Genomic DNA, 24,028 nt, shown 5'->3' with positions numbered 1-24,028 from the left:
AGACACATTCACTTCTTCAGAGTTAGTAATCAAGGCCCGGAGCCGAATGCGAGGACGTGTTCGCCGTGGGCTGTGAGGACGGGAGCGCCGCGTGCGCGATGACGAGATGGCCGGCCAGCCGAAGGGAATGAGCCGGGAGCAGCTGCTTGCCCTTCCGGTGGCCGTTGACCTGGACACGGGTAACCGGGCCCTGAGGCTCGGGCGGAGCAAGGGATACGAGCTGGCGAAGCGAGGCCAGTACCCCTGCAAGGTCCTGCGGTTCGGCAACGCCTACCGGGTGGTGACCGCCGACCTGTTGAACCTGCTGGGACTCGCCGCGTGACGACGCGGCACCGCGCCGTCGGATTCTGCGCGGAGCTGACACGGAATCGCTGGACTGTGGCGGGGGTCGTACGTACTGTTCGTGTTCCCCCGAGCCAGGCAACTACCTCCGAGCGACGGCGGATTGCCTCCGGCGCACCGAGCCCGGCGGGCCCCGACACACCCCACACCCCCAGCCGCGAAGCGCGGACCACCCGGTACCCGGGCGCTGCTGCATGCCCCTGGCCACCGAAGAAGGAGCTGCCCCTTGGACCTGACCCCACTCTCCCCCGATGCCGCGTCGACCCCCACCGCCTGGCCGGTGACGGCGATACCCGGTCAGCCGGGCGCCCACCTGCAAGATCCCGTACAGGGAGCGGAGGAAGAGGCGCCCTCCATCCCTCAGACCCCGACCCCGCTCGCAGCTCCGCGGGCCCGACTCATCGGCCCCGTGAGCCTGGGCGAGCAGGTGCTCGGTGATCTGCGTGCCGAGATCGAGCGGTACGTCATCCTTCCGAGCGCCGAGGCGCTGACAGCCGTGGCCCTGTGGGTGGCGGCGACGCATCTGCAGACGGCGTGGCAGCACGCGCCCCGGCTGGCCGTGGTCGGTCCGGCGAAGCGGTGCGGCAAGTCACGGCTGCTGGACGTGATCACCGAGACCGTTCACGATCCGCTGGTCACGGTGAACGCCTCCGCCGCCGCGATCTTCCGGTCGATCACCGCAACGCCACCCACCCTCCTGGTCGACGAGGCCGACACCCTGTTCGGCTCCGCGAAGGTCGCGGAGAAGAACGAGGAGATGCGCGGCCTCCTCAACGCGGGTGCCCAGCGCGGTCGGCCCACCCTGCGGGTCTCCGGGCCCAACCACGAGGTGACGAAGTTCCCCACCTTCGCCATGGCGGCCCTCGCCGGCATCGGCGACCTGCCCGACACGATCATGGACCGGTCAGTCGTGATCCGGATGCGCCGCCGCAGGCCGGGCGAGAGCGTGGCGGCATTCCGCAGCGCGCGCGACATCCCCGGGCTGAACGCCGTGCGCGACCGGCTCGCCGCCTGGCTGACCCCGCTCCATTCCGAGGCGACGGGGCTGCAACCCGCCATGCCGGTCGAAGACCGCGCCGCCGATACCTGGGAGCCGCTGGTCGCCGTCGCCGACCTCGCGGGCGGCCCGTGGCCCGACCTCGCCCGCACCGCCTGCCGGGCGATGACCAAGCACGAGGCGGATCAGGACCAGGACAACAGCGGCCTGGGGATCCGCCTGCTGGCCGACATCCGCCGCGCCTTCGAAGCCGAGGGGAATCCGCCGGTGATCCGCACCAGCCGCCTGATCGACATCCTGAACAAGGACGACGAGACGCCCTGGCCTGACTACACCGCCAACGGCCTCACCCCGCGCGGCCTGCAGATCCTGCTGAAGGACTACGGCATCAGCTCGGCCAACCGCCGCTTCCATGGCGACGTCCAGGCCAAGGGCTTCACCCGCCTGCAGTTCTCCGACGCCTGGGCCCGCTACTGCACTGCCCCGCAGCCGGAACCTGCCGCCGGGGCCTGACCTGGCACCACCCGTCGCGACCCGTCGCGCCGCAGGTCAGACCGGTTACGAGTCGCAGGCCCGCAACGAGTCGACTCGACATCACCGCCCCACCCGTACCTGCCCTGACCAGGCACGCGACGAGTCGCAACGGGTCCCCACCCTTCCCAGGCGGCGGCCTCGCCCTGCCCTGCCCTGCCCGCAAACGGCGGAGGCCGCCGCACCCATCCCCTAGGAGCACTCCCGCTTGTCCGCACCCACAATCCCGGCCCCCACCGCGCTCGGGGTCACCGCGATCCGCCTGGGCATCACCCTCCTCGGCGTCACCGCCTTCGCCCTCTCGTACGCCGCCCTGCGCCAGATGGCAGTCGCCACCCACATCCCCGGACCGCTCACGTACGCCTTCCCCCTCGTGATCGACGGGTTCATCGCCATCGGCATCGGCGCCCTCCTGCTCCTGCGCACAGCCCCCATGCGGGCCCGCATGTACGTCTGGGCCTTGGTGGGCCTGGCCACAGCAACCAGCATCTGGGCCAACGCCCTGCACGCCATCCGCCTCAACCAGCAGGTCCGCCACGACGGTCTCCATCTGGACGACGTGACCGTCGGCGCCCTTTCCGCCATCGCGCCCCTCGCCCTCGCCGGCGCCGTCCACTTCTACTTCGTCACCCGCCATCACCAGACCCAGCACGAGCTTGCCGTCCCTCTGACGGAACAGGCCGCGGAACAACCACCAGTGCCGTCGAGCGATAGCGATGGGGCGGCGGAAAGCCCTCCGGTCACCGAGGCGGATGTCCCCAAGCCACTCGCCAAGCGCAGGGGCCGCCGTCCTGCTGCCAGCGACGAGCAGCTCGTCTCCATCGGACGCACCGTTCCGCGGGGACCCGACGGGCTGATCCCCCGCAAGAGGTTCGAAGCGGCCGTCCGGAAGGAGGGCTACCCCGTCGGCAAGGACCGCCTGGTCGGTGCGATGGACGTGCTCCACGCCGATTCTGCCGACACCACTGGCTGACCGGCCTGGCCCCACGCCGCCCGCCTCGTACCGAGCGGCGCGGGCCGGACCGGTTCCTGGCCCGCCTATCCGTACTTCCCACCACCGTGAGCCCACCGACTCAGGAGTCCCCCATGAGCAATCACCCGCACGAACTGCCCCCAACACCAGAGCTGATACCGACCAGCACAGCCCCAGACCAGGCAGCAAGGTATGGCGTTGGACCGTCCAAGGGCCGGTCCAACGCAGCCTCCGCCCCGGGGGTGGCGGAGGCGCCCCGGCGCGGGGGCGCACCGGAGCAGGGAGGGGCGAGCGAACCCGTCGACGTTCCCGTCGTCGCGCGTGCCGCTGATGAGGCTGCGCTGTACCGCGTCGCCCGCCGCCGTGCCCGCGAAGGAGTGCAGCGCACCCATCGCGTCGACGTCCGCTACAGCGTCATCGAGAAGCGGTCGATCCTCGCCGAAGCCCGCCGCCTCGGCCTCGCCGCCGCTCACCTCGTGGGCGCGATCGTCATGACCTACCTCCACGGCGACTTCGAGATACCCGGCCAGCGCACCTCCTTCGACGACCTGATCGACGAGCTCGCCGCCCTGCGCGCGGAGATCGCCCCGATCGGCAAGAACGTCAACCAGATCGCCTACAAGCTCAACGCAGGAGGCCGTCCCCATCCTGTGGACAGTGCCGTCCTGGCCCAGGCCGAACGTGTCCTGGCTCTCGCCCGTACCGCAGCCGAGGCGATCGACCTCGCCTCGCACCAGGCGGCCACGTCGAAGCGGGCGGCCTGATTGATCGCGAAGATCGGCAAGGCCGGCAGCAGGACCCGAGGCGTCCTGAACTACCTCTACGGACCCGGCCGCGCCAACGAGCACACCGACCCCCACCTCGTGGACTCCTGGGACGGCTTCGCCCCGGATCCCGGACGCGACCCGAACGCCACCCTCGCCCAACTCACCACCGCCCTCGACCTCCGCGTAGAGCAGGCCGGCGACCGGGCCCCGAAGACGCACGTGTGGCACTGCTCCGTGCGAGCCGCACCCGAGGACCCGGTCCTCACTGACGAGCAGTGGGCGACGATCGCCCGCCGGATCCTGAACGCCACCGGCATCGCTCCCGCCGGCGACCCCGACGCCTGCCGCTGGGTCGCCGTCCGCCACGCCGAAGACCACATCCACATCGTGGCCACCAAGGTCCGAGGAGACCTCCGCGAGCCCCGGCACTGGAACGACTACCTGCACGCCGACAAGGAATGCGCCGCGATCGAGAGGGAGTACGGCCTGCGCCAGGTCCTGCGCGGCGACCGCACCGCTGCCAAACGCCCGACCCGCGCCGAGAAGGAGAAGGCCCGCCGCACCGGACACGCCACCACCCCGCGCGAACGCCTGCGCACCACCGTCCGTACCGCGGTGGCCGCTGCCACCAACACCGAGGAGTTCTTCACCATCCTCCGCGGCACGGGCGTACTGGTGGACGTCCAGCACTTCCCCTCCGGCGACATCCGTGGCTACAAGGTCGCGCTCCCGGACGACACCAACGCCAAGGACGAACCCGTCTGGTTCTCCGGCTCCACCCTCGCCTCCGACCTCTCCTACCCGAAGATCACCGAACGCCTCGGCCCCACCGAATCCGTCCCCGTAAGCCTGCGCCCAGAGCGGCAGACGGCGTGGCGTCAGGTCACCGAAGCGGCCGGCCGCATCCCCAAGGTGCTCGACCAGGCCGACGAGGCCACGGGCCAGGCGCATATCACCGTGCTCGCCGAAACCCTCGACGCACTCGTCCTGATCGTTCCGGCCGGATACAAGCCGCAGCTCGCCCAAGCAGCCGGCGCTTTCGAGCGGGCCAGCCGCTCCCGGATCCGCGCGCGCCACCAGCAGGCCCAGGCCACACGTCGGGCGATCAAGGCGATCGTGCGTGAACCTGCCCCGAAGGACGGAGCCCTGCTGGCGGTCCTCCTCGACGCCGTTCTGCTGGCCGTCGTCGCAGCCCAGCACTGGCACCACATCCGCCACCACGACCAGCAGGCCGAAGCCGCGGACCAGGCAGCCGGATACCTGCGTACCACCCTCGGGGCTGCAGCCGTGGAGCCGCTGCGCGCCCTGTCCCAGCGCGGCCGTCTCCTCCCGGGTCCGGTCCTTCACCGGCAGGCGGCTGCCCTGCACCGTTCACTCTCGGAACACTCCGCGCGAGTGCTGGCCGAGCCCGGCTGGCCCGCACTCGCCACCATCCTCGCCGACGCCGAAGCCGCGGGTCATGACCCAGCCGCCTTGCTCACCGAAGCGGCAGGTCAACGGGACCTGACAACGGCGGCATCCATCAGCGAAGTACTGGTGTGGCGTCTACGGCACCTCGCCGAACTGCCTCTCCAGCCCGCCCCGAGGCGGCCGCCGTCCACGCCACCCACGGCTGGCGCAGCCCAACCGCCCCAGCAGCGCCGTACGCGCTGAGCCCGACACCCCACCCGACAAGGAGCCCATCCTGAAGACCCACCCCGTCGCCTCCATGTTCCCGATGCTGAACGAGGAGGAAATGCACGACCTCGCCCAGTCCATCAAGAACGAAGGCCTCCTCAAGCCGATCGTCCTCGACCCCGACGGCGTCCTCCTCGACGGCCGCAACCGCCTCGCCGCCTGTGAGATCGCCGGAGTCGAACCTCACTTCACGACATACGACGGCAACGACCCCATCCGCCTGATCTTCAGCGCGAACGCAGTACGCCGGCACCTCAGCCAGGGCCAGCGGTCCATGATCCTCGCGATGGCCCGTTCCTTCTCGGAACACTCCCTGCGCACCCACGCGAAGCTCCACGCCATCAGCCTGACCAGGCTCTCCAACGCCACCACGGTCCTCCAGTACTCTCCCGACCTTGCCGAGCAGGTCCGCATCGGCTCCATCCGCCTCGACGCCGCCTACGACATCGCCCGCCAGCACAAGGCGCGTCGCGCCGTGGACAAGTCCCGTCACGAGCTGCTGTGCCAGCACGCCCCGGACCTCGCCGAACAGGTATCTGAGGGACTCCTCACCCTCGACGAGGCCATCGCCTCACTCGACCGGCGACTCAAGGAAGAACGAATCCACCGACGCGTCGAGGAGATCGACAACATCAGGCAGGCCGACGGCGACACCGCGCCCAGCCTCACCCAGCGCGCCGAGCAGGGAGAACTCACCTGGGTCGAGGCCCACCAGCTCGCTGAACAGCACCATGTCCAGCGCCAGGACGCGATCCAGCGGGCGCAGCAGGTCCTCGAACAGCTGGCCACGGACTGGGCCGCCGTCCAAAGTCTGGCCACCCACCTGGACACTCCCTACGCCCGGGAAGTCCTTGCAGGTCTCACCCCAGCAGCACGTGGCGTCGCAGCGCGTCTGACCTTCACAGCCTGATCGCACAACCACGGATGGGGCCAACGCACTTCCGCGTTGGCCCCATCCGCACATTCACACGACAGTCAGAGTGCCGAGGTGTTCAAGAGGGTGCCGGCGACGATGGCGCCGCGCAGGACGTGGGCGATCTCCTCGGGCTTGAGGGCGATGCTGTCGAGCCCCTCCACTGTCAGCGGGATCTCTTCCAGTGCGTATTCGCCGCGGCCCTCGGCGCTGAACTCGGGGCCGGTGCGGTCCTCGAAGGACCACGTCGCGATGCGGGCGAGGTAGAAGAGCTGACGCTCCTTGTCGGATTCCATGGTGTGGAGGAGGCGGGCGATGTCGGCCTTCCCTGCGATCTCTTCGTGGATCTCGCGGTGGAGGGCGGCCTCCCGGGACTCGTCGTTCTCCTCGACCCCGCCGCCGGGCAGCACCCAGTACTCGGGGACGTCCGGCTTGGTGCGGCGGATGACCAGCATCGTGTCGTCCGCGGTGACGAGGACGGCTCGGACTCGTTCGATCATTCGGCTTTCTCTCCTTGCATGTTGACGTCTTAGTGCAGCAGCCAGCCGCCGTCGACGTGGACGGATTGCCCAGTGATGAACGACGCGGACGGGCCCACGAGGAACGCGACCAGGGCCGCGACGTCTTCGGGCCGTCCGCGTCGCGGGACGCACTGGCGGTTGATCTGGTCTTCCGGGCGGGCCCGGTGCTGGGCGGGGATCACGGTCTCCGCTTCGACCTGGATGGCGCCGGGCAGGACCGTGTTCACGCAGATTCCGTACGGGCCGAGCTCGCGGGCCAGGGAGCGGGTCAGGCCCAGGAGGCCCGCCTTCGCCGTGCTGTACGCGACCAGGTTGGTGCGGCCGGCGCGGGCGTTGACGCTGCCGATGTTCACGATCCGGCCCCAGCGGCGTTCGATCATGCCCGGGGTCAGGGCATGGCAGGTGCGGTAGTGGGCGGTGAGGTTCACGTCGAGGGAGTAGTTCCAGGCTGTCTCGTCGGTGTCCTGCCAGGGGACGCGGGGGTAGGAGCCGGCGTTGTTCACGAGGATGTCGACGGGGCCGATCTCGGCACGGACGAGGTCGGCCATGGTCTGCACGGCGGTGGGGTCGGTCAGGTCGGCGTTCACCGCGATGCCGGGGCTGCCGTCGCGCTCGAAGGCGGCGAGGAGGGCGTGGGCGTCGGGGTCCTGCCCGAGGTGGTTGACGGCGACGGTGGCTCCGGCTGCCGCGAGGGCCCGTCCGATCTCGGCGCCGATGCCGGTAGCTCCACCGGTGACCAGGGCGTTGCGGCCCTGGAGGGGGCGGGCTTGGAGGGGGATCTCAAGCAGGGGCAGGGACATGGCTGCTCCGTTCGCGGAGGTCGGAGTGAGCGGCTGGTGCGGTGGTGAAGAAGGTGTCGAGGCCGGTGGCCGGGTCTTGGCTCTCGGCGAGCTTGATGAGGACGAGCAGCAGGTCGTGGCCACTGAGCCGCGCCGGCGGGATCACGCCGAGGATCCGCAGGGCGAGGAAGGCGCGGAGGTCGGCCATGCCGATCCCGCCCTGCTCGCAGAGCCCGTGCAGCGCTCCTGTGATGGCTGCGTGGCGGCCGGGGCCGGTGTTCCAGGAGTAGCGGAGGTCGATGTGCCGGGTCGTGGGGTGCAGTTCCAGGTGGTCGATGCTCGGGGTGGTCTGGGCGGGCAGGGCCAGGCGGAGGGTGCGGGCGTAGACGTCGCTCTGGTAGCGGGGGACGAGCCAGCCGCCCATGGCCATGAGGTACCAGAGCAGGTTGACTGCCTCGCCGGCGGCGGTATTGCGGCCGGCGAATTCGAAGTCGAGCCAGCACAGCGGATCGGCGATGTTGGGCTCGGTGGGGTCGCCCTGGGTCAGTCCGGCCAGCCATCGCCGGTCCGGAGCCAGGGCCTGACGGGCGCTGTCGATGATGGCGGCGACATCCAGCGTCAGCGGTCGTCCGTTGGCAGTGACGGTGTAGCTGGCCAGTTCCTGGAGGGTGAGGGTCGCGGTGGTGTGGGGGAGGGCGATCGGCAGGTCCCGTTGCAGGTACCAGAGGTCGAGCCGGCCGCCGGGCCGGATCCGGTCGAGGTAGAGGTCGGGCACGCACTCGGCGAGCGGGACCACCTTCCCGGTGTCGGCCGCCGCGGTCCGCAGGTCGTGGCAGACACCGTCCATGAGCCGGCCCAGGCGGGGCAGTTCGGAAGGGTCCCGGTCGGCCAGGCTGATCACGTCGCCGAGCAGTAACTCGCAACGCCCGCTGGCGAAGACGTCCTCGTACGCGAGCAGATGGCGGTCCGGGAGTGCCGGACGGCCGAGCAGGGTCGGCACCTGGAGGCGGGAAACGAGCTGGGCCCAGCCCCTGGCTTCGGCTTCGGCCGCCTCGCGGGTGGCGACCTCCTTGCGGAAGGCGAGCCCCGCCGCCCTCCTCGGAAGGCTGGCCGCGCTCACGCTGCCTCCCCCGGCAGGGTGGCCAGCCAGCCCCGCAGGACGGCCAGGGCAAGCTCCTCGGCGGCGGCCCGCTCGGTGCGGGCTGCTGCGACCGCGCTGGTGTCCTGGTGGCCCGCTTCGACGAGAAGGCACAGGGCGTCGCTGTCGGAGGGGCATTCGATCCCGCTGAACCGGAGCTGGATCTTCGCCAGGAGCGCCGTGACCTTGTAGAGGTCGCGGAGGTCGGGCGTCCCCTTCAGGAGCTGGCGGCGGATCTCGATGGCCGCCTGGATACCGTCGCGCAGGCTCGCGTCGATGTCGCTGGCCGCGTCCGGGGCAGGCAGGACCAGGCCGGGGGCGCACCAGAGCGGGATGAGGCCGCCGCTGCCGATGAGCGCGAGGACGTGCAGGAGCCGGGAGGTGACAGCGCCGGCCCAGCACTCCGCGCGGGTCAGCACGGTCAGGCCGAGCTTGACCCCTCCGAGTTCATCCCCCAGGTCGGCCAGCACGGTCCGCATCCCCTCAAGGGAGTCGGCATCGGCTACGACGAACACGTCGAGGTCGCTCCAGCCGTGCTGGTACTTGCCGCGGGCTCCGCTCCCCGTGACGGCCAGGAGGTCGATCAGCGGGTGCGGCCCGGTCAGGCGGTCGAGGAGTTCGGAAAGGTAGGACTCCAGGTGCACGGGCAGGCCCAGGGCGTTGACCGGCATCGTGCTGGGCTGGTGTTCGGGCCACTGACGGGTCAGCGCCATACGGTCCAGCCGCCGCTCCAGCTCCAGGCGGCCCCCGTCATTGCCGATGACCTCCTGCGCGATGGAGGCGATCTTGTCGCCGCCCCGAGCGCTCTTGACGAGGTCACGGTCGAGAACGTCCTGGGCTCCTGCCGTCCCTCGCTGTGCGCGGACGGCCGGGGAGGTGTCCAGGTAGGTGATGGTGAGTTGCGGGCCAAGCATCCTGGCGAGCTCGGCCGTCGAGTCGAAGTCGTGCAGCGACTCGATGCTGACGGAGTCGAGGAAGTGGTGGGCCTCGCAGTAGCGGTCCAGGGCGTCCACGATCAGCTCGGCCTGCACGACCGGGCCGAGCCGGTACGGTTCGGCGATGCCCGCCCGGCTGGCCGCGTTCTCGATCAGGTAGCCGATCTTGAGGCGGGCGTGCCCGTGGTGCGTACGCAGGTACTCGCCGGCCGTGCTCTTGCCGCTCTCCGACATCCCGCCGAGCGCGGCCACATGCACGTCGGCCATCGCCCGGCCGGGAATGGCTGGGTGGAGAGGGGACAGGAGCCGGCGGACCTCGTCCTGGATGGTGACGGTCGGCCGGTCACTGATGTGGATCGTCTCGCCGAACCGGCCGTCCTTGACGAGCCGGGTGATCTGCTCGTGGAGGTGGCGCTGGTAGGTCGCGTAGACGTCCGTGACGGTGGCCTCGTGGGACAGGCTCCGGCGTGTCCCTTCCTCCACGTCCTCGCAGTGCAGGAGCAGGAGGGAACGCTCGCTGTCCTCGGCGGCACGGAGATCGGTCTCGTACGGCGCCAGGAGGGAGCGGGCGCGGTCGGCGGCCTGCGGTGCGGGCAGGTTCTCCCGTACGGCGACGGTGGCGGCGACGGTCGCCTCCAGCATCGGGATGCCCCGGTCCAGGAACCGCACGGGCGCGGAGAACGGGTGCCGGGAGCGCTCCAGGTAGGAGGAGGCGAGGATGTCGGCGACCTCCTGGACGGGGCCGGTCTCGAACCACCAGCGGCCCATGCCGTCGGCCTTGATGGCCGCCCAGCGCCGGTCGTAGTGGTCCAGCGGTCCCGCCGAGGTGGCGGCAGAACCCATGCGGCGGGCGAGGATCCCGATCTGCTTGGTCTTCCCGGTGTTGTCAGGGCCGCTGAACGCGACCGAGACGGGCAGGGGGTGCGTATCACTGGTGAGCGGGCTGGTCATCGGCTTCCCTTCGTGTGGCTGAGCACGTGTGCCGGCGAGGTGCTGTCAGCCCCGCCGTGAGAGCGAACTGCGCGTTCGGATTCGGAGCGCTCTATCCGGCGGCGTCGTCCGGACCGCTGTCGCCGACGCTGAGCGAGGGGTGCGCGACGACCGCCTGCGCATCCACGTACTCGCCCTGCGCAAGCAGGCCGACCACGGCGAGCCCCGCAGCCGTTCCGAGCGCCCACACCCAGGCCAGGGCAGTTCCGAGCGGGTCGGATAACGCGGGCCGGCTCATGCGGACGCCGCCTTCGGGTCCTCCGCGCGCAGGGCGATGGCCCTCTCCAGCTGGAGACTCAGCAGCAGGACCTGTCCGGGGTCCATGTCGAGCGTCGCGGTGGTCTTCGCCCCGTCGAGGAAGCAGACCTCGACCGGCAGGGATGCGTGCCCGGTCTGGCGGTCGTAACGGGGGTCCTTGTCCAGAAGGGCGAGGCCCCGGACGATCGGGGTCGTCGTGCGGGTGCGGGGGTCCTGTTCGGTCGTCGTCACCGGTGGTTCCTCTCACGCGTCCGGGCAGGCGCCAACAGGCCCTGAGCAGGGCCTGTTCGAGCCAATCGGAGATCCAGGGGGTGATGTTCAGTCAACGGCGATCCACAGCTTGGGGACAGAGCCCAGGATGTAGTCCTGCGTAATCCCGCGTAATCCAGGTGGGGAGGGTGACGGGGTGCCGAAGAACCCGGCCGTCGCGGATCTGATCAAGCAGGCGTGTCAGGAACGGGGCTGGGGGCCCTCCGAGTTGGCGCGCGCCCTCGGCCTTGCGGAGAGCGGGAACCCGCGCCGCCTCCAGCGCCAGCACGCGCGCCGCTGGATAGAGGGTGAGCGGACACCGGATCACTGGTGGCCCTACATCGCCCAGGTGTTGGCTCTGAACCCGGAAGCGATCAACCTTCCAGAGGCCGTGCCGGTGGCACTCCACGCCGATACCGTTGCATCAGTCCTACACCTGGGAAGGAGCGACGTGGACCGCCGGAACTTCATCCTCGCGTCCAGCGGATACGCCCTGTCCGCACTCGGACTGCCCGACATGGACAGCATCACCCGCCGGACCACGACCGCTCCCCCAGGCGCTGTCCGGGTGGGCCGGGGCGAGGTGGCAGCCGTACGCCACATGGTGAAGGCCCTCGGCGACTCGGCCTCCGAACTCGGCGGCGGCCACGCCCGCCACCTGGCCGTCCGGTACCTGACACAGGACGTCGCACCATGGCTGGAAGGCCGCTTCACCGAGGCCACCGGCCGCGAACTATTCGCCGCGACCTCCCAGCTCGTCCACCTCGCCGGCTGGATGGCCCAGGACGAAGGCGACACCCCCGAGCTGCGCGGACTCGCCCAGGGCTACTACGCGCACGCCTTCCGCCTGGCCGCCGAGGCTGGCGACCCGGAGCTGTCCGCCACGGCCCTCCGCGGCCTCGCCGTGCAGTGCGTCGACCTCGGCTACCGGGCCGAGGCCGTCCAGCTCGGCGAAGCCTGCGTGGACTACGGCCGACACCTCGACAACCCGCGCGCCGTCGCCTACTACGAAGCCACCCTCGCCAATGCCGCCGCCCAGGACGACGACCGCCGCATGGCCACCAAGCACCTCGCCATGTCCGAGACCGCCATCGGCAAGCCGGCAGCCGCGGGCGGAGACTCCTGGGCCGCGCACTACTCCCCCGGCCGCTGGGCCCACGAATCCGGCATGATCCTCTCCCGCCTCGGAGACCTCGACGCCGCCGAAGAGCACCTCCACCTCGCCCTCGACATCCACGGCCTCGACCGCCGCCGCACCCGCGCCATCGTCCTCGCCGACCTCGGCGGCGTGCGCCTACGCCAAGGCGACGTGGACGGAGCCATGGCCACCTGGCGCGACTTCCTCGACTGTGCCGACGGCATCCGCTCCGTTAAGGTCCAGGCCGCCCTCCAGGACATGCGCGTCCGCCTGCGCCGGTACAACGGAGTCCCAGAGGCCCAGGAGCTCCGCGAGCGGGCAGCTCGCCTTGCCGCCTGACTCCACCCTGCGTGCCCTGGTCCTGCGGGGCCGCCTCTCCCCTCGCCTCACCTCCTCCTACGAGCAGGCAGATCCCCTCGGCGAATAGTTCGCGGAATAGTTGCCAGCGGATGGTTAAGCCCGTCAGGCGCGTCGCGGTGGAACCCCGCAGGGGGCGTGTTGGGCGGTCAACGTCACGTCCTCTGACGCTCCTGCCGCGTTTGCACAACTTGCCGTCTCGCGCGGGGTCTTTGGGTACGTGACCTTGGTGGTGACTCCAGAGGTCCTGACCCTGCTGCTGTTCCATAGCCGCGTCCGTCGCTCGGACCATGCAAGAGGTCGTCGTCGACAGTAGGAACTGAGCGTAAGGAAACCGTCATCAGGCTGGCATGGCGGTCGTGTCACGTTGTGCCGTTGAATGCGTCATGCCGGATACAGGGATGCGAGGGGCGGGGTTGTGGGACGTGACGGGAGGCGGCGTGGGCCGCTGGTGATCGGTGCGCTGATGGTGGCGACCGCTTTGGTGGCCGTGGGCCTGTACTGGTTCCAGCCGTGGAAGCTGTGGCAGGACGAGAGTGTGCGAGATGCGCTGCCCTCAACCGCGCCGATCGCAACGGCGTCGGCGCCGGCGTCCACAAAGCCGGAGGCGGGTTCCTCGCCGTCGGCCCCCGCCGGGCCACAGACGATCGCTGCGGGCGAGTTGATCACCCATGAGCACAAGACGACTGGCAGCGTGAAGATCGTCCGTCTGGCCGACGGTTCGCACACGTTGCGGCTGGAGAACCTCGACACCAGCAACGGCCCGGACCTGCGGGTCTGGCTGACCGATGCCCCGGTGAAGGAGGGCAAGGCCGGCTGGTCCGTCTTCGACGACGGCAAGTACGTGAGCCTGGGCAAGCTCAAGGGCAACAAGGGCAACCAGAACTACGAGATCCCGGCCGACGTGAACCTCGCCGCATACAGCAGCGTCAGCATCTGGTGCGACCGCTTCGACGTCTCCTTCGGCGCTGCGAGCCTCCAGAAGGTGTGACCCAGCACCGGCTACAGCACCACGGCGGCCCGCCAGCATACTGCCGGCGGGCCGCACGCTATCGGGGTGTTCAGGCCCGCTTGACCGTGAAGTCGCACCAGGCGGTCCATTCGGAGGCCGTGGAGCCGTCCTTGACCCGCACGCGCCAGCGGTAGTCGCCGTCGGTGAGCTTCCCCTCGGGGAGCTGGTAGGCGGCGTCGTGGCTGGTGTCGCTCGTCAGCTGCTTGCGGACGACCTGCTTCCCGTCCGCGGCGTCGACCTCGAAGGCGACCTTCCGGCGGGGACCGGAGGAGTGGCCGCTGTCCACGGTGCCGGGAGGGGCTATCGACTCCAGGGTCGCGGCGAGCGTCGGTGACCCGCTGGTCACCACCGGCTTGCCCGCCGTGCCCCCACAGATCTGGAATCCGGCGTACGGGCCGTCGGAGATCCGCGGCAGCTCGGGGGTGCGCAGCAGCAGGTCGTCCGGTCCGCCGTCGGCAGCCGCGGTGGTGTCCCCGGCGGAGCCGGAGAGGGCGGACGACAGGGGTGCGGCCGCCGCGCCAATGGCCAGGGCCGCGACGACGGCGAGGGCGACCCTTCCGGGCTTGGCCCGGAAGGTCTTGTTTCGCACACGCATGACTGTGTCTCTCTTCCTCACGGGTCGGCTACTTGACGTAGAGCGTGTGGCCGGGCTCGGGCGGGGCGATCTGGGTGCACTTGTACGTGGTCCAGCGGTGCTCGGCGACCAGGCGCTTGCCCTGGGCCTCGCAGCCGCCGAGGTTGTTGAGGTCCTCGTACTTGACCCAGTCGGCAGCCGTGTTGGCCTTGAGCTTGTTGGCCGTGACGTATCCGGCGGCCTTACCGCCGGCGCTGACGCCGTCGGTGCCGTCCCACCGGTAGTGCACGCCGAGCCAGACGCGTCCGACCGCGTTCTCGGTGGCTGCGGCGGAGAAGGTGGTGAACGTCCGGGTCACACCGAGCGCGTTGGGGTCCTCAGTGGTCCCGGTCCACGTCATCTGGTCGGTACCGAACCAGTCCTGCATGACCTTGGCCCAGGCACCGGCGAAGGTGGCGTGACCGGAGATGTAGGCGGGGAAGGGAGGGCTGAAGTGCTTGCCGTCCCGGTCCTGGGACAGCGGCTGCCAGTTCGGGTCGCCGACGGTGTTCGGGTTGCCGTCACCGTCCTCACGCACCGCGCTCTCGGGGCGCCACAGGTCGATGTCGGTCTGGTACTTGGCGTCCCAGGCCGTCACCGCCGCGTCGGCCATCGCGAAGGCAGTGAGCGCGAACAGCTTCGCGTTGCCGGCGACCGTCAGACCCTGCTGACGGGAGAGGATCTGGGTGTGCTCGAACAGCTGGCCCGGCGGCTTGTACGTGCCGTCGAGGTCATTGGCCCAGAACAGCGCGGCCTGGGTCTGGTCGGCCGTCCGGGTGGTGGAGTCGGCCCGGCCCAGGCTCTTCACGTCGTTGAACTGGTCCGTGTACGGCTGGCTCCCCAGCAGGGCGCCCATGACCGTATGGCCGGCCGGTCCGGCCGGGCGGAACTGGGAACCAGAGGTCATGCCGAACGGCTTGACCGTGCCCCACTGCGGAGTGGCGCCGTTGCCGGTGCCCGTCGGACGCCAGTAGCCGGCCACCGTGCTGCCCGTGTACGGCGCGATCGGGGCCGAGCCGTCGTTCTGACGGGCGGCGATCATCGCGGCGGCGGATTTCTGGCCCACCTCGGTGCCCGCGGCCCGCTGCTCGGAGGTGACGGCCGCCGGGATCGTCGAGCGCGCGGTCGCCAGCGCGGCGTCGAAACCGTACTTCGGGTCCGGATAGACCGACTTCAGAACCTCGTAGGCAGCGTGATCGATAGCGCTGTTCACGTCCGGCAGGGCGCCGTTGGTCGCCGTCGCCGTGGTGAGATAAGGGGCGCCCAGGCACTTGGTCGCGCCTTCGGCGCAGCGGGCGGAGTTGGCCGCGTCGTAGATCGCACCGTGCACCATGGCACCGGCCCGGGCCAGCGGGCCGGGGGCTCCGCCGGCCGCCTTGTACGTGGCCTGCAGGACGTCGTTCCAGTAGACGACGTGGTCCTTGACCGGGTCGGCCGGTGCCTCGTACGTCACAAGGATGGAGGGGGCGTTGGCGGGTGCGTCGGCCGAGGCGAAGATCTTGAACGCCTTGTTGTCGGCTTCGTCGGTGGCCCGCAGGCCGACCGTGTCCACCGTGCGGCTGTTCTGGGACCACTGCTTGACGAGCGGGGTGATGTCCTCCGACAGCCAGCGCGGCCCGCAGTCACCGTGGCCGTAGGTCTGGGTCGAGGTGGTCACCTTCGAGCGCCAGGTGGGCTGGGTGCTCCAGCGGGTGGCGGCGTCGGCTGTCCCGGTGTCCCAGATCTCCCAGGAGCGGGCCTCACAGGAGTCCGACCACACCGAGTACAGGTTCAGCTCGGCGTTGAGGATGTCCTGGCCGGTGACGGACCCGTTGCGCGGGAAGTTGATGAACGAACGCGCCTCGGTCTTCTGCCACGCACGCCCGACCTCCAGCCCGACGTTCCCGGAGTTGTCCGCCGTATCGCCGTTGCGGACAAAGGTGTCGAAGTTGGTGCCGAAGTACACGGCCGGGTCGATGGTGACCGGGAACTCGGTGTCCGCGTCAGCCAGGAAGCCCTTGTCCGCCGAGACGTTGAGGTCGAACCCCTCACCGCGCTGTACGACGTCCAGCGCGACCGGGGCGCGATGACCGCCGGCCTGGCCGGTCTTGTCGTTCGATGCGTCCCACATGAAGGGGGTCGGCAGCTTGCCGACGGCCTTGCCGGTCTTGGCATCGGCGAAGGAGACGGAGTTGTCGCTGCCTCGGGTGGCCTTGATGCCCTTGGCGCGCACCGGCAGCGTGAACGACGCCGCCCGCTCGGCCGCCGAGCGCTCCTTGACCACGAGGTACTGCTCGAAACCGGTCCTGGTGGCCTCGACGACCAGGTCGGTGGCGGGCAGGACGTTCTCGTACGTGGCCTTGGCGCCCTGGAGCACGGGCTCGGGTAGCGTGCCCTTCCAGCCCAGGGACACGGTTTGCTCGCCGCGGCCCAGACTGACCAGGTCACCGCCGGCAGCGCCGGTACGGCCGGCGAGCCTGAGGCCGCGGGGGTGGGCCTTGGACCGCACCGAGCCGTCGGCGTCCTTCACGAGCGTCACATCGACGGGGACCCACTGGCCGTTCTCACGGAAGCGCACCGGCCCCGCGAACGACTCCACGGTCATGGTGCCGTCGGGGTTCGCCCACAGAGTGGTGCTCTCCGTGCGTGCCCCAATGACCTCGATCCGCCGGCCCTGAGCCTGCGCGGTGAGGCGGGAGGCTGTCTCTTCGCGGTCCTGGGCGCTGCGCGCGATGGTGTCGCGTTGCCCTGCGGCAGGGGAATCCGCTGCCGCAAGGGAGGGAGCGGCGATGGTCGCCGCGATAGCTCCCTCGGCGAGCAGCAGCAGAGCCAGGGGAACGGCCAGGCCTCTGCCCTGGCGGCGCGTGGCCCGTACTGGTCCTTGGGGCCGGCTTGTTGAGCTGTGCACGGTGTCGACTCCTTGCCATCAGAAGTGGGGAACAGACGTGCGGATGCTTCCAGTGGAAGATCACCGTGTCCATGCAGGGTCTCGCCGCATGGAAGTGATCATGGCGACGGTGGAATAGGGAACTCCGAAGCGGTGTGCGGGAAGCCCTAAGAGGCATGCTTATGTGGCTAGTTGGTACCGAACAGCGCTCTTGCGGTACACCGTCATCGAAAGTCCGGGCGCCATGGATGCACTGACTGCGACCGCTCTCCCCCGGCGATGCCGACGGTCAGCGGGATCGGTAAACCGTCCAGCCGACGTCAAAGTGCCGCATGGCAATCTCGACAGCACCCCTGATCGGTGCGGGGTCGGCATGACGCCGTTCTGGATGGCCGCCATCACACCGCACGGGCGAGCAGCTCGGGCTCATAATGCCGGGCACCGGGCGCGCGGGAGCCACGCCAGCCCGCCGCGCCCTTGAGCCGCTCGGCGTCGAGGACGGCGATGCGGCCGCGGGCATGGCGGAGCAAGGTCTCCCGGGAGGTTCCGGCGAGGACGGCGAGTTGCTCGTGGATGAGGGCGACCTGCATGTGCTGGCCGCCGGGGCCACAGCGGGCTCGATAAAGGCTGGGCGGTGGTGAGGGTGTCGAGGGTGGTGGCGATCCGTCGAGGTGTCCGACGAAACCGGGCCGCCGAGTCGGGGATGGCCCAGCTCACCCACTGTCCTTATGGACGGCGTCGATCCGTTCGCCACTGCTGGCGAGGAGCCGAGCGTCTCCTGCCGGCTGTACGGCACTGCCAGCAGAATGGCCGAGGGCACCCCCAGCGTCACCGACCTGGCACGGACCCTCGCAGCCTCCGATCTCCCGGCCGGGCCTGAGGTCGAGGATTGGGTGCGGGGCCAAGCCGAATGTGCACGGCGTGCGGCCACCACGGACGCGGAACGCCTCGAGTGCGACACGAAGGTGGCCGGGAGAGACGTCCTGCTCGAAGGCAGGACGTCTACGGGGCATCGGCGGGCGGCGGGGAAGGAGGGGCTGTTCTTGACCCCTGCTCGGGTTGGACGCCGCCTCGTACCGGGCCGGAGACTGGATGAGGTGGGCGGTCGCAGCGGTGCGCGAGGTCGGGGCGCCTCATCCAATGGCGGTGAACGAGGCGATCTTTGCGCTCGTCCGGCGGAAGCGCGAACCGGACCTGGCTGCCCCGGGTATACCGGAGCATGCGCAGCCGGCCGGGCCCGCCACCTCAGAACTCACGGCCCGACCCGCCGACGCCGGCCAGCCGTGGGATTCAACAGCCTTTCAGCTGGCCTCTTCGTAGTCGAACAAGGCCTCGGGAACCTGCTCGGCAATAACGAGGAGCGGAGCGCCGCCGACCATCGTGGCGCCGGACAAGCGCTCCACCGCGACGACCTCGAAGGACCCCGGCGCCTCGTCCACGGCACCCCGCAGGGTCATGTGGTTACCGAGGATCTGACTCTGGATCCAGCCGCAGGTGTACTGGTCAGCTGGGACGTCAGGGTGCAGCCGCACGGACAGGCAGAGCTGCTCGTCGGCCGTGCCCTGGTTGACCAGGGTCGCCTGAGCTTCCGCCACTTCCTCTTCCGCGCACGCCAGCGATACCAGTTCCTCGGCGGCGAGGGTGCGGCCACGGAAGGTCAAACTCGCTCCGGAATGGCCCTGCACCCGGATGGCCGGCTCGGCGATGCCGCACGCACACGCTGCCATCTCGCCCAGCCCACCCGTCTGGAACCGGAGGAGCGGGAAGGTCGACTCGCGGTGAGTATTGGTGACGAGGAACCGCTCCTCGTCCAGCTCCACGTACTGGTGCGGCAGGACGTGGAAGGTGTCCGGCGAGCACGCGGGCGTGTTGTGGCCGATCGGGCCAGAAGCAGGCGAGCAGTACAGACCCCAGATCTCGGCGTTCGGCAGGTGCCGGGCGACGAGCTCAGCCGTAGCGGTCACATCTCCGACGCTGCTCAGCAGCAGCTTGCGCAGCCAGGGCAGTGAGCGCCCCGAAGCCATGGCCATCCGCACCACTCGGGCGATGACGGCCGACGGCGCCGCGAGTGCGGTGACGCCCCGGTTCTCGAGGAAGTCGAGCCACTGACCGAGTTCGTCGTCGTTGAGGTGGCCGATGGGCACGGTGGTAGCACCGCAGAGAGCCGCGTACACGTTGAAGAAATGGAAGGCCGACTGCAGTCGGCCAGCCGGGAAGAGGTTCGCTACGACGTCCCCGCCGTCCAGCGGCCTCCACTGCTCCAGCAGCTGCGGTGCGAACATGTCGTCGGGGAGCATGCTGAGCTCGGGGTGAGCCAGCGTGCCACCACCGGCCGAGAGGATGGCACCCTGTCGGTGTCGCGGGTCTTCGAGCAGCAGGCGGACCGTTTCGTGGTACTCGGCCTGGGTCAGGACCGGCACCTCTGACAGGTCCAGCGGGCGGGCGGCTTGGAGAAGGTCTGCGTACTTCCCGCGGAGCGAGGAAATGTTCGCCGCCGTGCGCAGCATGTCCTCGAGCTCGCGCGGGGCAGGACTTCGACCGATCGACGGGGTTGGCCCCGCGGTCTTTGTCATATCGGCGGACCTCTCGGGGTATAGCCAGCAGGATGTGACCGAGGTCACTCCAAACCAGATGGATTCATCCCATCCGCCCCCCGGCCGCGAGTCTATTTAAATCCGCAGCCAGGCCCATGTCAATGACTTACCACCGACAGGCGATTTCGGCTCCATCAGGCGAAACTGGACCATCCCCGAACAGTGCCGACCGTCGCGAGCATAGGGTTTTCGGCCACACCAAGCGGAAAGACTAATTCCGAACGACCTGCCCCGACCGTGAATTCAAAGCGAAGAATCCACCCCTATCTCAAATCCTGAGATGCCTGACGGCGCGGCACCCTACCCCTTCGCCACCCGAAGGCATAGGATAAGAGATCGTACATCTATACGATCACGAATGATGGAGGCATGCATGCAGACCCGCACCCTGGGAAGCGACCTCGAGGTGTCCGCCGTCGGCCTCGGCTGCATGGGGATGTCCCATGTGTACGGGAGCGCCGGGGAGGAGACGTCCATCGCAACCATCCGACGCGCGCTCGACATCGGTACAACATTTCTTGACACTGCGGACATCTACGGCGGAGGCCACAACGAAGAGCTCGTCGGGCGGGCCCTGGCCGGCCGGCGCGGCGAGGCGGTGCTTGCCACGAAGTTCGGCTTCACGATGCGAGACAGCGGCATCCCGGGCGGCGTGAACGGCACGCCCGAGTACGTTGCCGAAGCCTGCGAAGCGTCACTCAGGCGCCTGAATACCGACTACATCGATCTGTACTACCTGCACCGCCGCGACCGGAACGTCCCCGTCGAGGAAACCGTAGGAGCCATGGCCGAGCTGGTCCATGCCGGGAAGGTGCGATACATCGGACTGTCCGAGGTCAGCGCGGAGACTCTTCGCCGCGCCCATGCTGTGCACCCCGTGGCGGCGCTGCAGAGTGAGTGGTCCCTCTGGGAGCGCGGGATCGAGGAGGACGTCCTGCCTGCCGCCCGGGAACTCGGGATCGGCCTGATCCCGTGGTCCCCCGCCGGCCGGGGCTTCCTCTCGGGCTCGATCACATCCCTGGACGAACTTCCCGCGGACGACTACCGGCACCACGACCCCCGGTACCAGGGAGAGAACCTCCAGAAGAATCTCGAGCTGGCGCGTCGGCTCAACTCCGTCGCCGAGCGCCTCGGTCACTCACCCGTCCAGGTCGCGCTGGCCTGGCTGCTGCATCAGGGCCGGGATGTGGTGCCGATCCCCGGGACCAAGCGGATCTCCTACTTGGAGGAGAATTCTGCCTCTGCCGCCATCGAGCTGACCGAGGATGTGACAAATGAGCTGTCGCACATATTCTCCCTGGGCGTGACCGCTGGGCCTCGGTACGGTGAAGCGTCACTCAAGCTGTCCAACGGATAACCGCTGGCGAATGACGTGACGAAGGGCGGGTGCTCGAAGAGCACTCGCCTTTCGCTTGAGACTTGATGAAGTGGACTCAAAGTCAAAGGCGAATTTCCGCCGCCTGCGGCCCCATCCTTTAAAGCCCTCGTCACTGTGCGGAAATGATTCGCTCGATGATGCGACACCGGCGCCTCGGGCCTGCCGACGCCTGGCCCACAGGGCTACCTGTGCCACGCGGGCGCGCGTAGGCCCGTACCCGCCCAGGCCTGGAGGGCGCTTCGCCCGGGAAGGCACTGCAAGGGGGGTGGGGCGATCACCGGGTACGGGATTGAGAGGCTGGCCAGCATCGCACCGATCGTCTCAACATACTCACTGAGGGTAACCCTGAGTGATGCGGCATCAGAGATTCCGATCAAGCCACAAATGCTCGGCCTCGTATACAGATAAGACACCTGACATTAAGGTGTATCCATGCGGCTCCCCATCGACCAGCGACTCGGACACCACCTAAAGCGGGTGGAGCAAGAACTGATCGCCGCCAAGCACACAAGCTTGCGGCCGTTCAAGCTCAATGTCCCTCAATACAGCGTGCTACTGGCCCTTTCCCAGGAACCCGGCCTGTCCGGCGCCGTTCTGGCCCGGCGGTGCATGGTGACGCCCCAGACGATGTCGTCCGTGTTGGCGACCCTGGAAGGCAGAAGTCTGGTCGAACGCAAACCTCACCCTGTGCACAGCCACATCCTGGAGGCTCGCCTGACCCGGACGGGCCAGAGCCTGCTGTCCAAGGCCGATGAGTCCGTGGTCGAGGTTGAGCTCCTTCTGACGGAAGAGTTCAGCACCGAGGAGGCAGAGGAGCTCATCGGCCGCCTCCAGCGATGTTCCGCGGCCCTCGCGAAGGCCGGCGGCAAGGGCCCCCGCAAGACGCCCACCCGTTGACGGTTGGGCAGGGCACCGCATCGCCCGTCCCGACATGACCGCCAGCTAGTCGATGGTTCACAACGCAGTGAAGACCTCGCCCTTCAGGGCGAGGTCTTCACTCTTTTCACATCCGGGCCGCAGGCTCCCGGCCGCAGGTACGGGGGATACCCGTTGGCCTGAGCGCCGGCCCGGACGGCACGAGCCCGCCCCCACAAGGGGGCGGGCTCACGTTCGGATCAGGCAGTGCCGTTGATGTACTGCATCGCCTTGTCGTAAGTGGCCTTGGCCACGTTCCGTCCCACGTTCTGGCCCTCGAGGTTGTCGAAGGTCCAGTGCACGCCGCCGTAGATCCGGGACATGCCGTCTTCGGCCGCCGCCTCACTCAGCGTGTCCCACTTCAGCGTCACGTCCGCGGCCGGCGTCTGGCCGGGCTCGAAGGTGGACGCGCCGGCCTTGAAGGTGAAGGAGTCGCCGAACTTGTCGCTGCCGGTCCACAGCTTCAGGGACTCGGCTGCCGCCGCACCCCATACCGCGTGTCCGGAGACGTACGAGGCGAAGGCGGGGGTCGTGACATACGGCTTCCAGGCAGCGCCGTCGATCGTCTGGGTGCCCTTACCCGGGCCACCGTAGCCCTGAACCGTCTTGCCCGACTGGTCGTAGCGGATCATCGTGATCGGCCGCGAGTAGTCGAAGTGCTCCTTGCTCTTCCAGGCGACGATGCCGGAGTCACCCATCGCCAGGTTGAGCGTGAAGAACATCTTCACGTCATCGCTGAGGGTGTGGTCGTCACGGTTCGAGATGAACTGGGCCCACTGGTTCTGGTGACCGGTCGGGGTCTCCGAGCGCTCCAGCCAGTACTCGGCGATGACCTTCTCACGGTCCGTCAGGTTGGCGTTGACGTCCATCAGCTTCTTGATGTCCGCCTGGGAGGCGGCGCTGCCGTAGGTCGGCGGCGCGGGCGGCAGGAAGTCGGCCGCGTTGTTGATGGCGAACGGCGTGATGCCGCCCCACTGCGGGGTGGCGAACGTGGGGGTGACACCGTTGTTGGTGAGCGGGGTCCAGCGGTTCGGGTCCACGATCTTCGACTTGTCGAACGCGGCGAGGTCCTGCGGCGGATTGAACGGCGTGTACCCGGTGGTGTCGGCGTAGTTGTTGTCCTGGTTGGAGCCGTCCACCTTCCGGACCGCGATCACGGCGTCGCAGGCCGTGTGCGCCACGCCGGCCGGGGTCTTGGTGTCCCGCACCGTGTTGGCCGGGTCGTAGCCGAGGGCCGTCAGCTTGGCGTCGAAGTCGGCCTTGAAGTCGGGGAAGAGGTAGTTCAGCGCATCGTAGGCCGCGTAATTGATCGCAGCCTTTCGGTTGGCCAGGGTCCGCTTGTAGAAGGGCTGACGCAGGTCGTCGCCCAGCTGAGTCCCGACCGCCTTGTAGTCGTACGCGGCCCAGGCGTCGTATATGCAGGAGTGGACGGTGGCGTACACGCGGCTGCCGAGCGGCGGGCGCTTCAGGCCGTTGGTCTTCGCAGCCGTCTTCACCGAGGCGTCGTACGCCATCTTGTTCCACTGGATGACGAGGTTGTCCCCGCCCTGCGCGGCCTCGGAGGACTCCGAGGCGGCCGCGGTGGCATCCACGGAGGTCGCCGCGGAGGCGGTACCGCTGCCGGTGATGGCGACCGTGCCCAGCAGCGCGGCCGCAACGGCGGCCGAGATACCGGCGCGCCGTCCGCGGCGGATCGACTTCATGGCAAGACTCATGGTGTCTCCCGGGAGGAATTCGCGACGACTGGCCTGCCCCGCTGGCTACCGGCTACTGGTCGCTGTCGTGTTCGGTGAGATCAACATAGGCAAGGACGGAGGCACTCGACCGCTTACCGAGTGTCGCCAACAGGCCCTCAAATCCCAGGATTTGAGATTGCGACGTTCTCCGGAGCGGTCGGTTCCTCGTCTCAAATCGCGTATTAAGAGGACAAGTTACCCAAACAATCCGGTCTCTGATGGGTATCCGAATCAGGATGGTCCCGCTTGAGGCCCCTGCGGGAACTGCTTGTTCTTTGTCAGGTGTCCGTGGCCGAGTGTCTGCGCGCATGAAACGAGGGGCGGCACCTGCCGGTGCCGCCCCTCGTCT

Annotated in this window: 21 protein-coding genes; 10 read left to right on the top strand and 11 right to left on the bottom strand. The window is 69.0% G+C overall.

Annotation, left to right across the window (positions count from 1 at the left end; translation table 11 throughout):
• Nucleotides 1-106 precede the first annotated feature (106 nt).
• The 6 genes from OHA37_RS22415 (at nucleotide 107) to OHA37_RS22390 (ending at nucleotide 6,197) form a co-directional block, all read left to right on the top strand.
• Nucleotides 107-322 carry a hypothetical protein gene (locus OHA37_RS22415; RefSeq protein ID WP_443046314.1) on the top strand — a complete coding sequence of 72 codons (216 nt, stop codon included), beginning with the start codon at nucleotides 107-109 and terminating at the stop codon, nucleotides 320-322.
• A gap of 246 nt (nucleotides 323-568) precedes the next feature.
• The gene (locus OHA37_RS22410; protein ID WP_266907890.1) at nucleotides 569-1,852 is read left to right on the top strand and encodes a DUF3631 domain-containing protein; all 1,284 of its coding nucleotides are present in this window, start codon (nucleotides 569-571) and stop codon (nucleotides 1,850-1,852) included.
• A gap of 226 nt (nucleotides 1,853-2,078) precedes the next feature.
• Nucleotides 2,079-2,843, top strand: a complete 765-nt coding sequence (locus tag OHA37_RS22405) for a DUF2637 domain-containing protein (RefSeq protein ID WP_266907889.1) — start codon at nucleotides 2,079-2,081, stop codon at nucleotides 2,841-2,843.
• 377 nt (nucleotides 2,844-3,220) lie between these two features.
• On the top strand, nucleotides 3,221-3,607 hold the full coding sequence (locus OHA37_RS22400) for a plasmid mobilization relaxosome protein MobC (RefSeq protein WP_266907888.1): 387 nt from the start codon (nucleotides 3,221-3,223) through the stop codon (nucleotides 3,605-3,607).
• Nucleotides 3,608-5,263 (top strand): relaxase/mobilization nuclease domain-containing protein, encoded by a 1,656-nt coding sequence (locus OHA37_RS22395; protein WP_266907887.1) that lies wholly within the window; start codon nucleotides 3,608-3,610, stop codon nucleotides 5,261-5,263.
• A gap of 55 nt (nucleotides 5,264-5,318) precedes the next feature.
• Entirely contained in the window at nucleotides 5,319-6,197 is an 879-nt protein-coding gene (locus OHA37_RS22390) for a ParB/RepB/Spo0J family partition protein (protein ID WP_266907886.1), read from the top strand.
• A 65-nt stretch (nucleotides 6,198-6,262) separates the two neighbouring features.
• Here the strand turns inward: OHA37_RS22390 and OHA37_RS22385 are convergent, their stop codons facing one another.
• The 6 genes from OHA37_RS22385 to OHA37_RS22360 form a co-directional block, all read right to left on the bottom strand.
• Nucleotides 6,263-6,700: an NUDIX hydrolase gene (locus OHA37_RS22385; RefSeq protein WP_266907885.1), complete on the bottom strand. Its 438-nt coding sequence runs from the start codon at nucleotides 6,698-6,700 to the stop codon at nucleotides 6,263-6,265.
• 29 nt (nucleotides 6,701-6,729) lie between these two features.
• Nucleotides 6,730-7,521, bottom strand: a complete 792-nt coding sequence (locus OHA37_RS22380) for an SDR family NAD(P)-dependent oxidoreductase (protein WP_266907884.1) — start codon at nucleotides 7,519-7,521, stop codon at nucleotides 6,730-6,732.
• Nucleotides 7,502-8,620 carry a hypothetical protein gene (locus OHA37_RS22375; RefSeq protein ID WP_266907883.1) on the bottom strand — a complete coding sequence of 373 codons (1,119 nt, stop codon included), beginning with the start codon at nucleotides 8,618-8,620 and terminating at the stop codon, nucleotides 7,502-7,504. The genes OHA37_RS22380 and OHA37_RS22375 overlap by 20 nt, the downstream gene beginning before the upstream one ends.
• Nucleotides 8,617-10,524, bottom strand: coding sequence for a nucleotidyltransferase domain-containing protein (locus tag OHA37_RS22370; protein ID WP_266907882.1), 1,908 nt, complete (start codon nucleotides 10,522-10,524; stop codon nucleotides 8,617-8,619). The genes OHA37_RS22375 and OHA37_RS22370 overlap by 4 nt, the downstream gene beginning before the upstream one ends.
• Before the next feature lie 91 nt (nucleotides 10,525-10,615).
• Nucleotides 10,616-10,753: a hypothetical protein gene (locus OHA37_RS22365; protein WP_266907881.1), complete on the bottom strand. Its 138-nt coding sequence runs from the start codon at nucleotides 10,751-10,753 to the stop codon at nucleotides 10,616-10,618.
• 44 nt (nucleotides 10,754-10,797) lie between these two features.
• The gene (locus tag OHA37_RS22360) at nucleotides 10,798-11,052 is read right to left on the bottom strand and encodes a hypothetical protein (RefSeq protein WP_266907880.1); all 255 of its coding nucleotides are present in this window, start codon (nucleotides 11,050-11,052) and stop codon (nucleotides 10,798-10,800) included.
• Nucleotides 11,053-11,521: 469 nt separating this feature from the next.
• Here OHA37_RS22360 and OHA37_RS22355 point away from each other — a divergent pair, with 469 nt between their 5' ends.
• Together OHA37_RS22355 and OHA37_RS22350 are read left to right on the top strand one after the other, a co-directional pair.
• Nucleotides 11,522-12,547 (top strand): tetratricopeptide repeat protein, encoded by a 1,026-nt coding sequence (locus OHA37_RS22355; RefSeq protein WP_266907879.1) that lies wholly within the window; start codon nucleotides 11,522-11,524, stop codon nucleotides 12,545-12,547.
• Nucleotides 12,548-13,031: 484 nt separating this feature from the next.
• Entirely contained in the window at nucleotides 13,032-13,556 is a 525-nt protein-coding gene (locus OHA37_RS22350) for a DM13 domain-containing protein (RefSeq protein ID WP_266912988.1), read from the top strand.
• Nucleotides 13,557-13,626: 70 nt separating this feature from the next.
• On the opposite strand, the gene OHA37_RS22345 is transcribed toward OHA37_RS22350, so the two are convergent.
• The 4 genes from OHA37_RS22345 to OHA37_RS22330 all read right to left on the bottom strand — a co-directional run bounded on the left by OHA37_RS22345 (nucleotide 13,627) and on the right by OHA37_RS22330 (nucleotide 19,629).
• Nucleotides 13,627-14,166 (bottom strand): hypothetical protein, encoded by a 540-nt coding sequence (locus tag OHA37_RS22345; RefSeq protein WP_266907878.1) that lies wholly within the window; start codon nucleotides 14,164-14,166, stop codon nucleotides 13,627-13,629.
• A gap of 34 nt (nucleotides 14,167-14,200) precedes the next feature.
• Nucleotides 14,201-17,077, bottom strand: a complete 2,877-nt coding sequence (locus OHA37_RS22340) for a DNRLRE domain-containing protein (RefSeq protein WP_266907877.1) — start codon at nucleotides 17,075-17,077, stop codon at nucleotides 14,201-14,203.
• Nucleotides 17,078-17,454: 377 nt separating this feature from the next.
• Nucleotides 17,455-17,646, bottom strand: coding sequence for a hypothetical protein (locus OHA37_RS22335; RefSeq protein WP_266907876.1), 192 nt, complete (start codon nucleotides 17,644-17,646; stop codon nucleotides 17,455-17,457).
• A gap of 711 nt (nucleotides 17,647-18,357) precedes the next feature.
• Nucleotides 18,358-19,629 carry a hypothetical protein gene (locus OHA37_RS22330; RefSeq protein WP_266907875.1) on the bottom strand — a complete coding sequence of 424 codons (1,272 nt, stop codon included), beginning with the start codon at nucleotides 19,627-19,629 and terminating at the stop codon, nucleotides 18,358-18,360.
• A gap of 394 nt (nucleotides 19,630-20,023) precedes the next feature.
• On the opposite strand from OHA37_RS22330, the gene OHA37_RS22325 reads away from it, so the two are divergent.
• Together OHA37_RS22325 and OHA37_RS22320 are read left to right on the top strand one after the other, a co-directional pair.
• Nucleotides 20,024-21,007, top strand: a complete 984-nt coding sequence (locus OHA37_RS22325; RefSeq protein WP_266907874.1) for an aldo/keto reductase — start codon at nucleotides 20,024-20,026, stop codon at nucleotides 21,005-21,007.
• Nucleotides 21,008-21,460: 453 nt separating this feature from the next.
• Nucleotides 21,461-21,925 carry a MarR family winged helix-turn-helix transcriptional regulator gene (locus OHA37_RS22320; protein ID WP_266907873.1) on the top strand — a complete coding sequence of 155 codons (465 nt, stop codon included), beginning with the start codon at nucleotides 21,461-21,463 and terminating at the stop codon, nucleotides 21,923-21,925.
• 218 nt (nucleotides 21,926-22,143) lie between these two features.
• On the opposite strand, the gene OHA37_RS22315 is transcribed toward OHA37_RS22320, so the two are convergent.
• Nucleotides 22,144-23,658 (bottom strand): vanadium-dependent haloperoxidase, encoded by a 1,515-nt coding sequence (locus tag OHA37_RS22315; RefSeq protein ID WP_266907872.1) that lies wholly within the window; start codon nucleotides 23,656-23,658, stop codon nucleotides 22,144-22,146.
• Nucleotides 23,659-24,028 lie beyond the last annotated feature (370 nt).

It is taken from the genome of Streptomyces sp. NBC_00335 (assembly GCF_036127095.1).
GTDB lineage: Bacteria > Actinomycetota > Actinomycetes > Streptomycetales > Streptomycetaceae > Streptomyces.
Note: the sequence above shows the minus strand (reverse complement) of the source record. Positions and strands in the feature narration are given on the sequence as shown.

Bases quoted from the DNA above. Each gene is read 5' to 3' on its own strand.
- OHA37_RS22350 (WP_266912988.1), top strand. From the start codon at position 13,032: ATGGTGGCGACCGCTTTGGTGGCCGTGGGCCTGTACTGGTTCCAGCCG.
- OHA37_RS22325 (WP_266907874.1), top strand. From the start codon at position 20,024: ATGCAGACCCGCACCCTGGGAAGCGACCTCGAGGTGTCCGCCGTCGGC.
- OHA37_RS22380 (WP_266907884.1), bottom strand. From the start codon at position 7,521: ATGTCCCTGCCCCTGCTTGAGATCCCCCTCCAAGCCCGCCCCCTCCAG.
- OHA37_RS22330 (WP_266907875.1), bottom strand. From the start codon at position 19,629: ATGACAAAGACCGCGGGGCCAACCCCGTCGATCGGTCGAAGTCCTGCC.
- OHA37_RS22320 (WP_266907873.1), top strand. From the start codon at position 21,461: ATGCGGCTCCCCATCGACCAGCGACTCGGACACCACCTAAAGCGGGTG.
- OHA37_RS22415 (WP_443046314.1), top strand. From the start codon at position 107: ATGGCCGGCCAGCCGAAGGGAATGAGCCGGGAGCAGCTGCTTGCCCTT.
- OHA37_RS22370 (WP_266907882.1), bottom strand. From the start codon at position 10,524: ATGACCAGCCCGCTCACCAGTGATACGCACCCCCTGCCCGTCTCGGTC.
- OHA37_RS22385 (WP_266907885.1), bottom strand. From the start codon at position 6,700: ATGATCGAACGAGTCCGAGCCGTCCTCGTCACCGCGGACGACACGATG.
- OHA37_RS22315 (WP_266907872.1), bottom strand. From the start codon at position 23,658: ATGAGTCTTGCCATGAAGTCGATCCGCCGCGGACGGCGCGCCGGTATC.
- OHA37_RS22335 (WP_266907876.1), bottom strand. From the start codon at position 17,646: ATGCAGGTCGCCCTCATCCACGAGCAACTCGCCGTCCTCGCCGGAACC.
- OHA37_RS22390 (WP_266907886.1), top strand. From the start codon at position 5,319: ATGTTCCCGATGCTGAACGAGGAGGAAATGCACGACCTCGCCCAGTCC.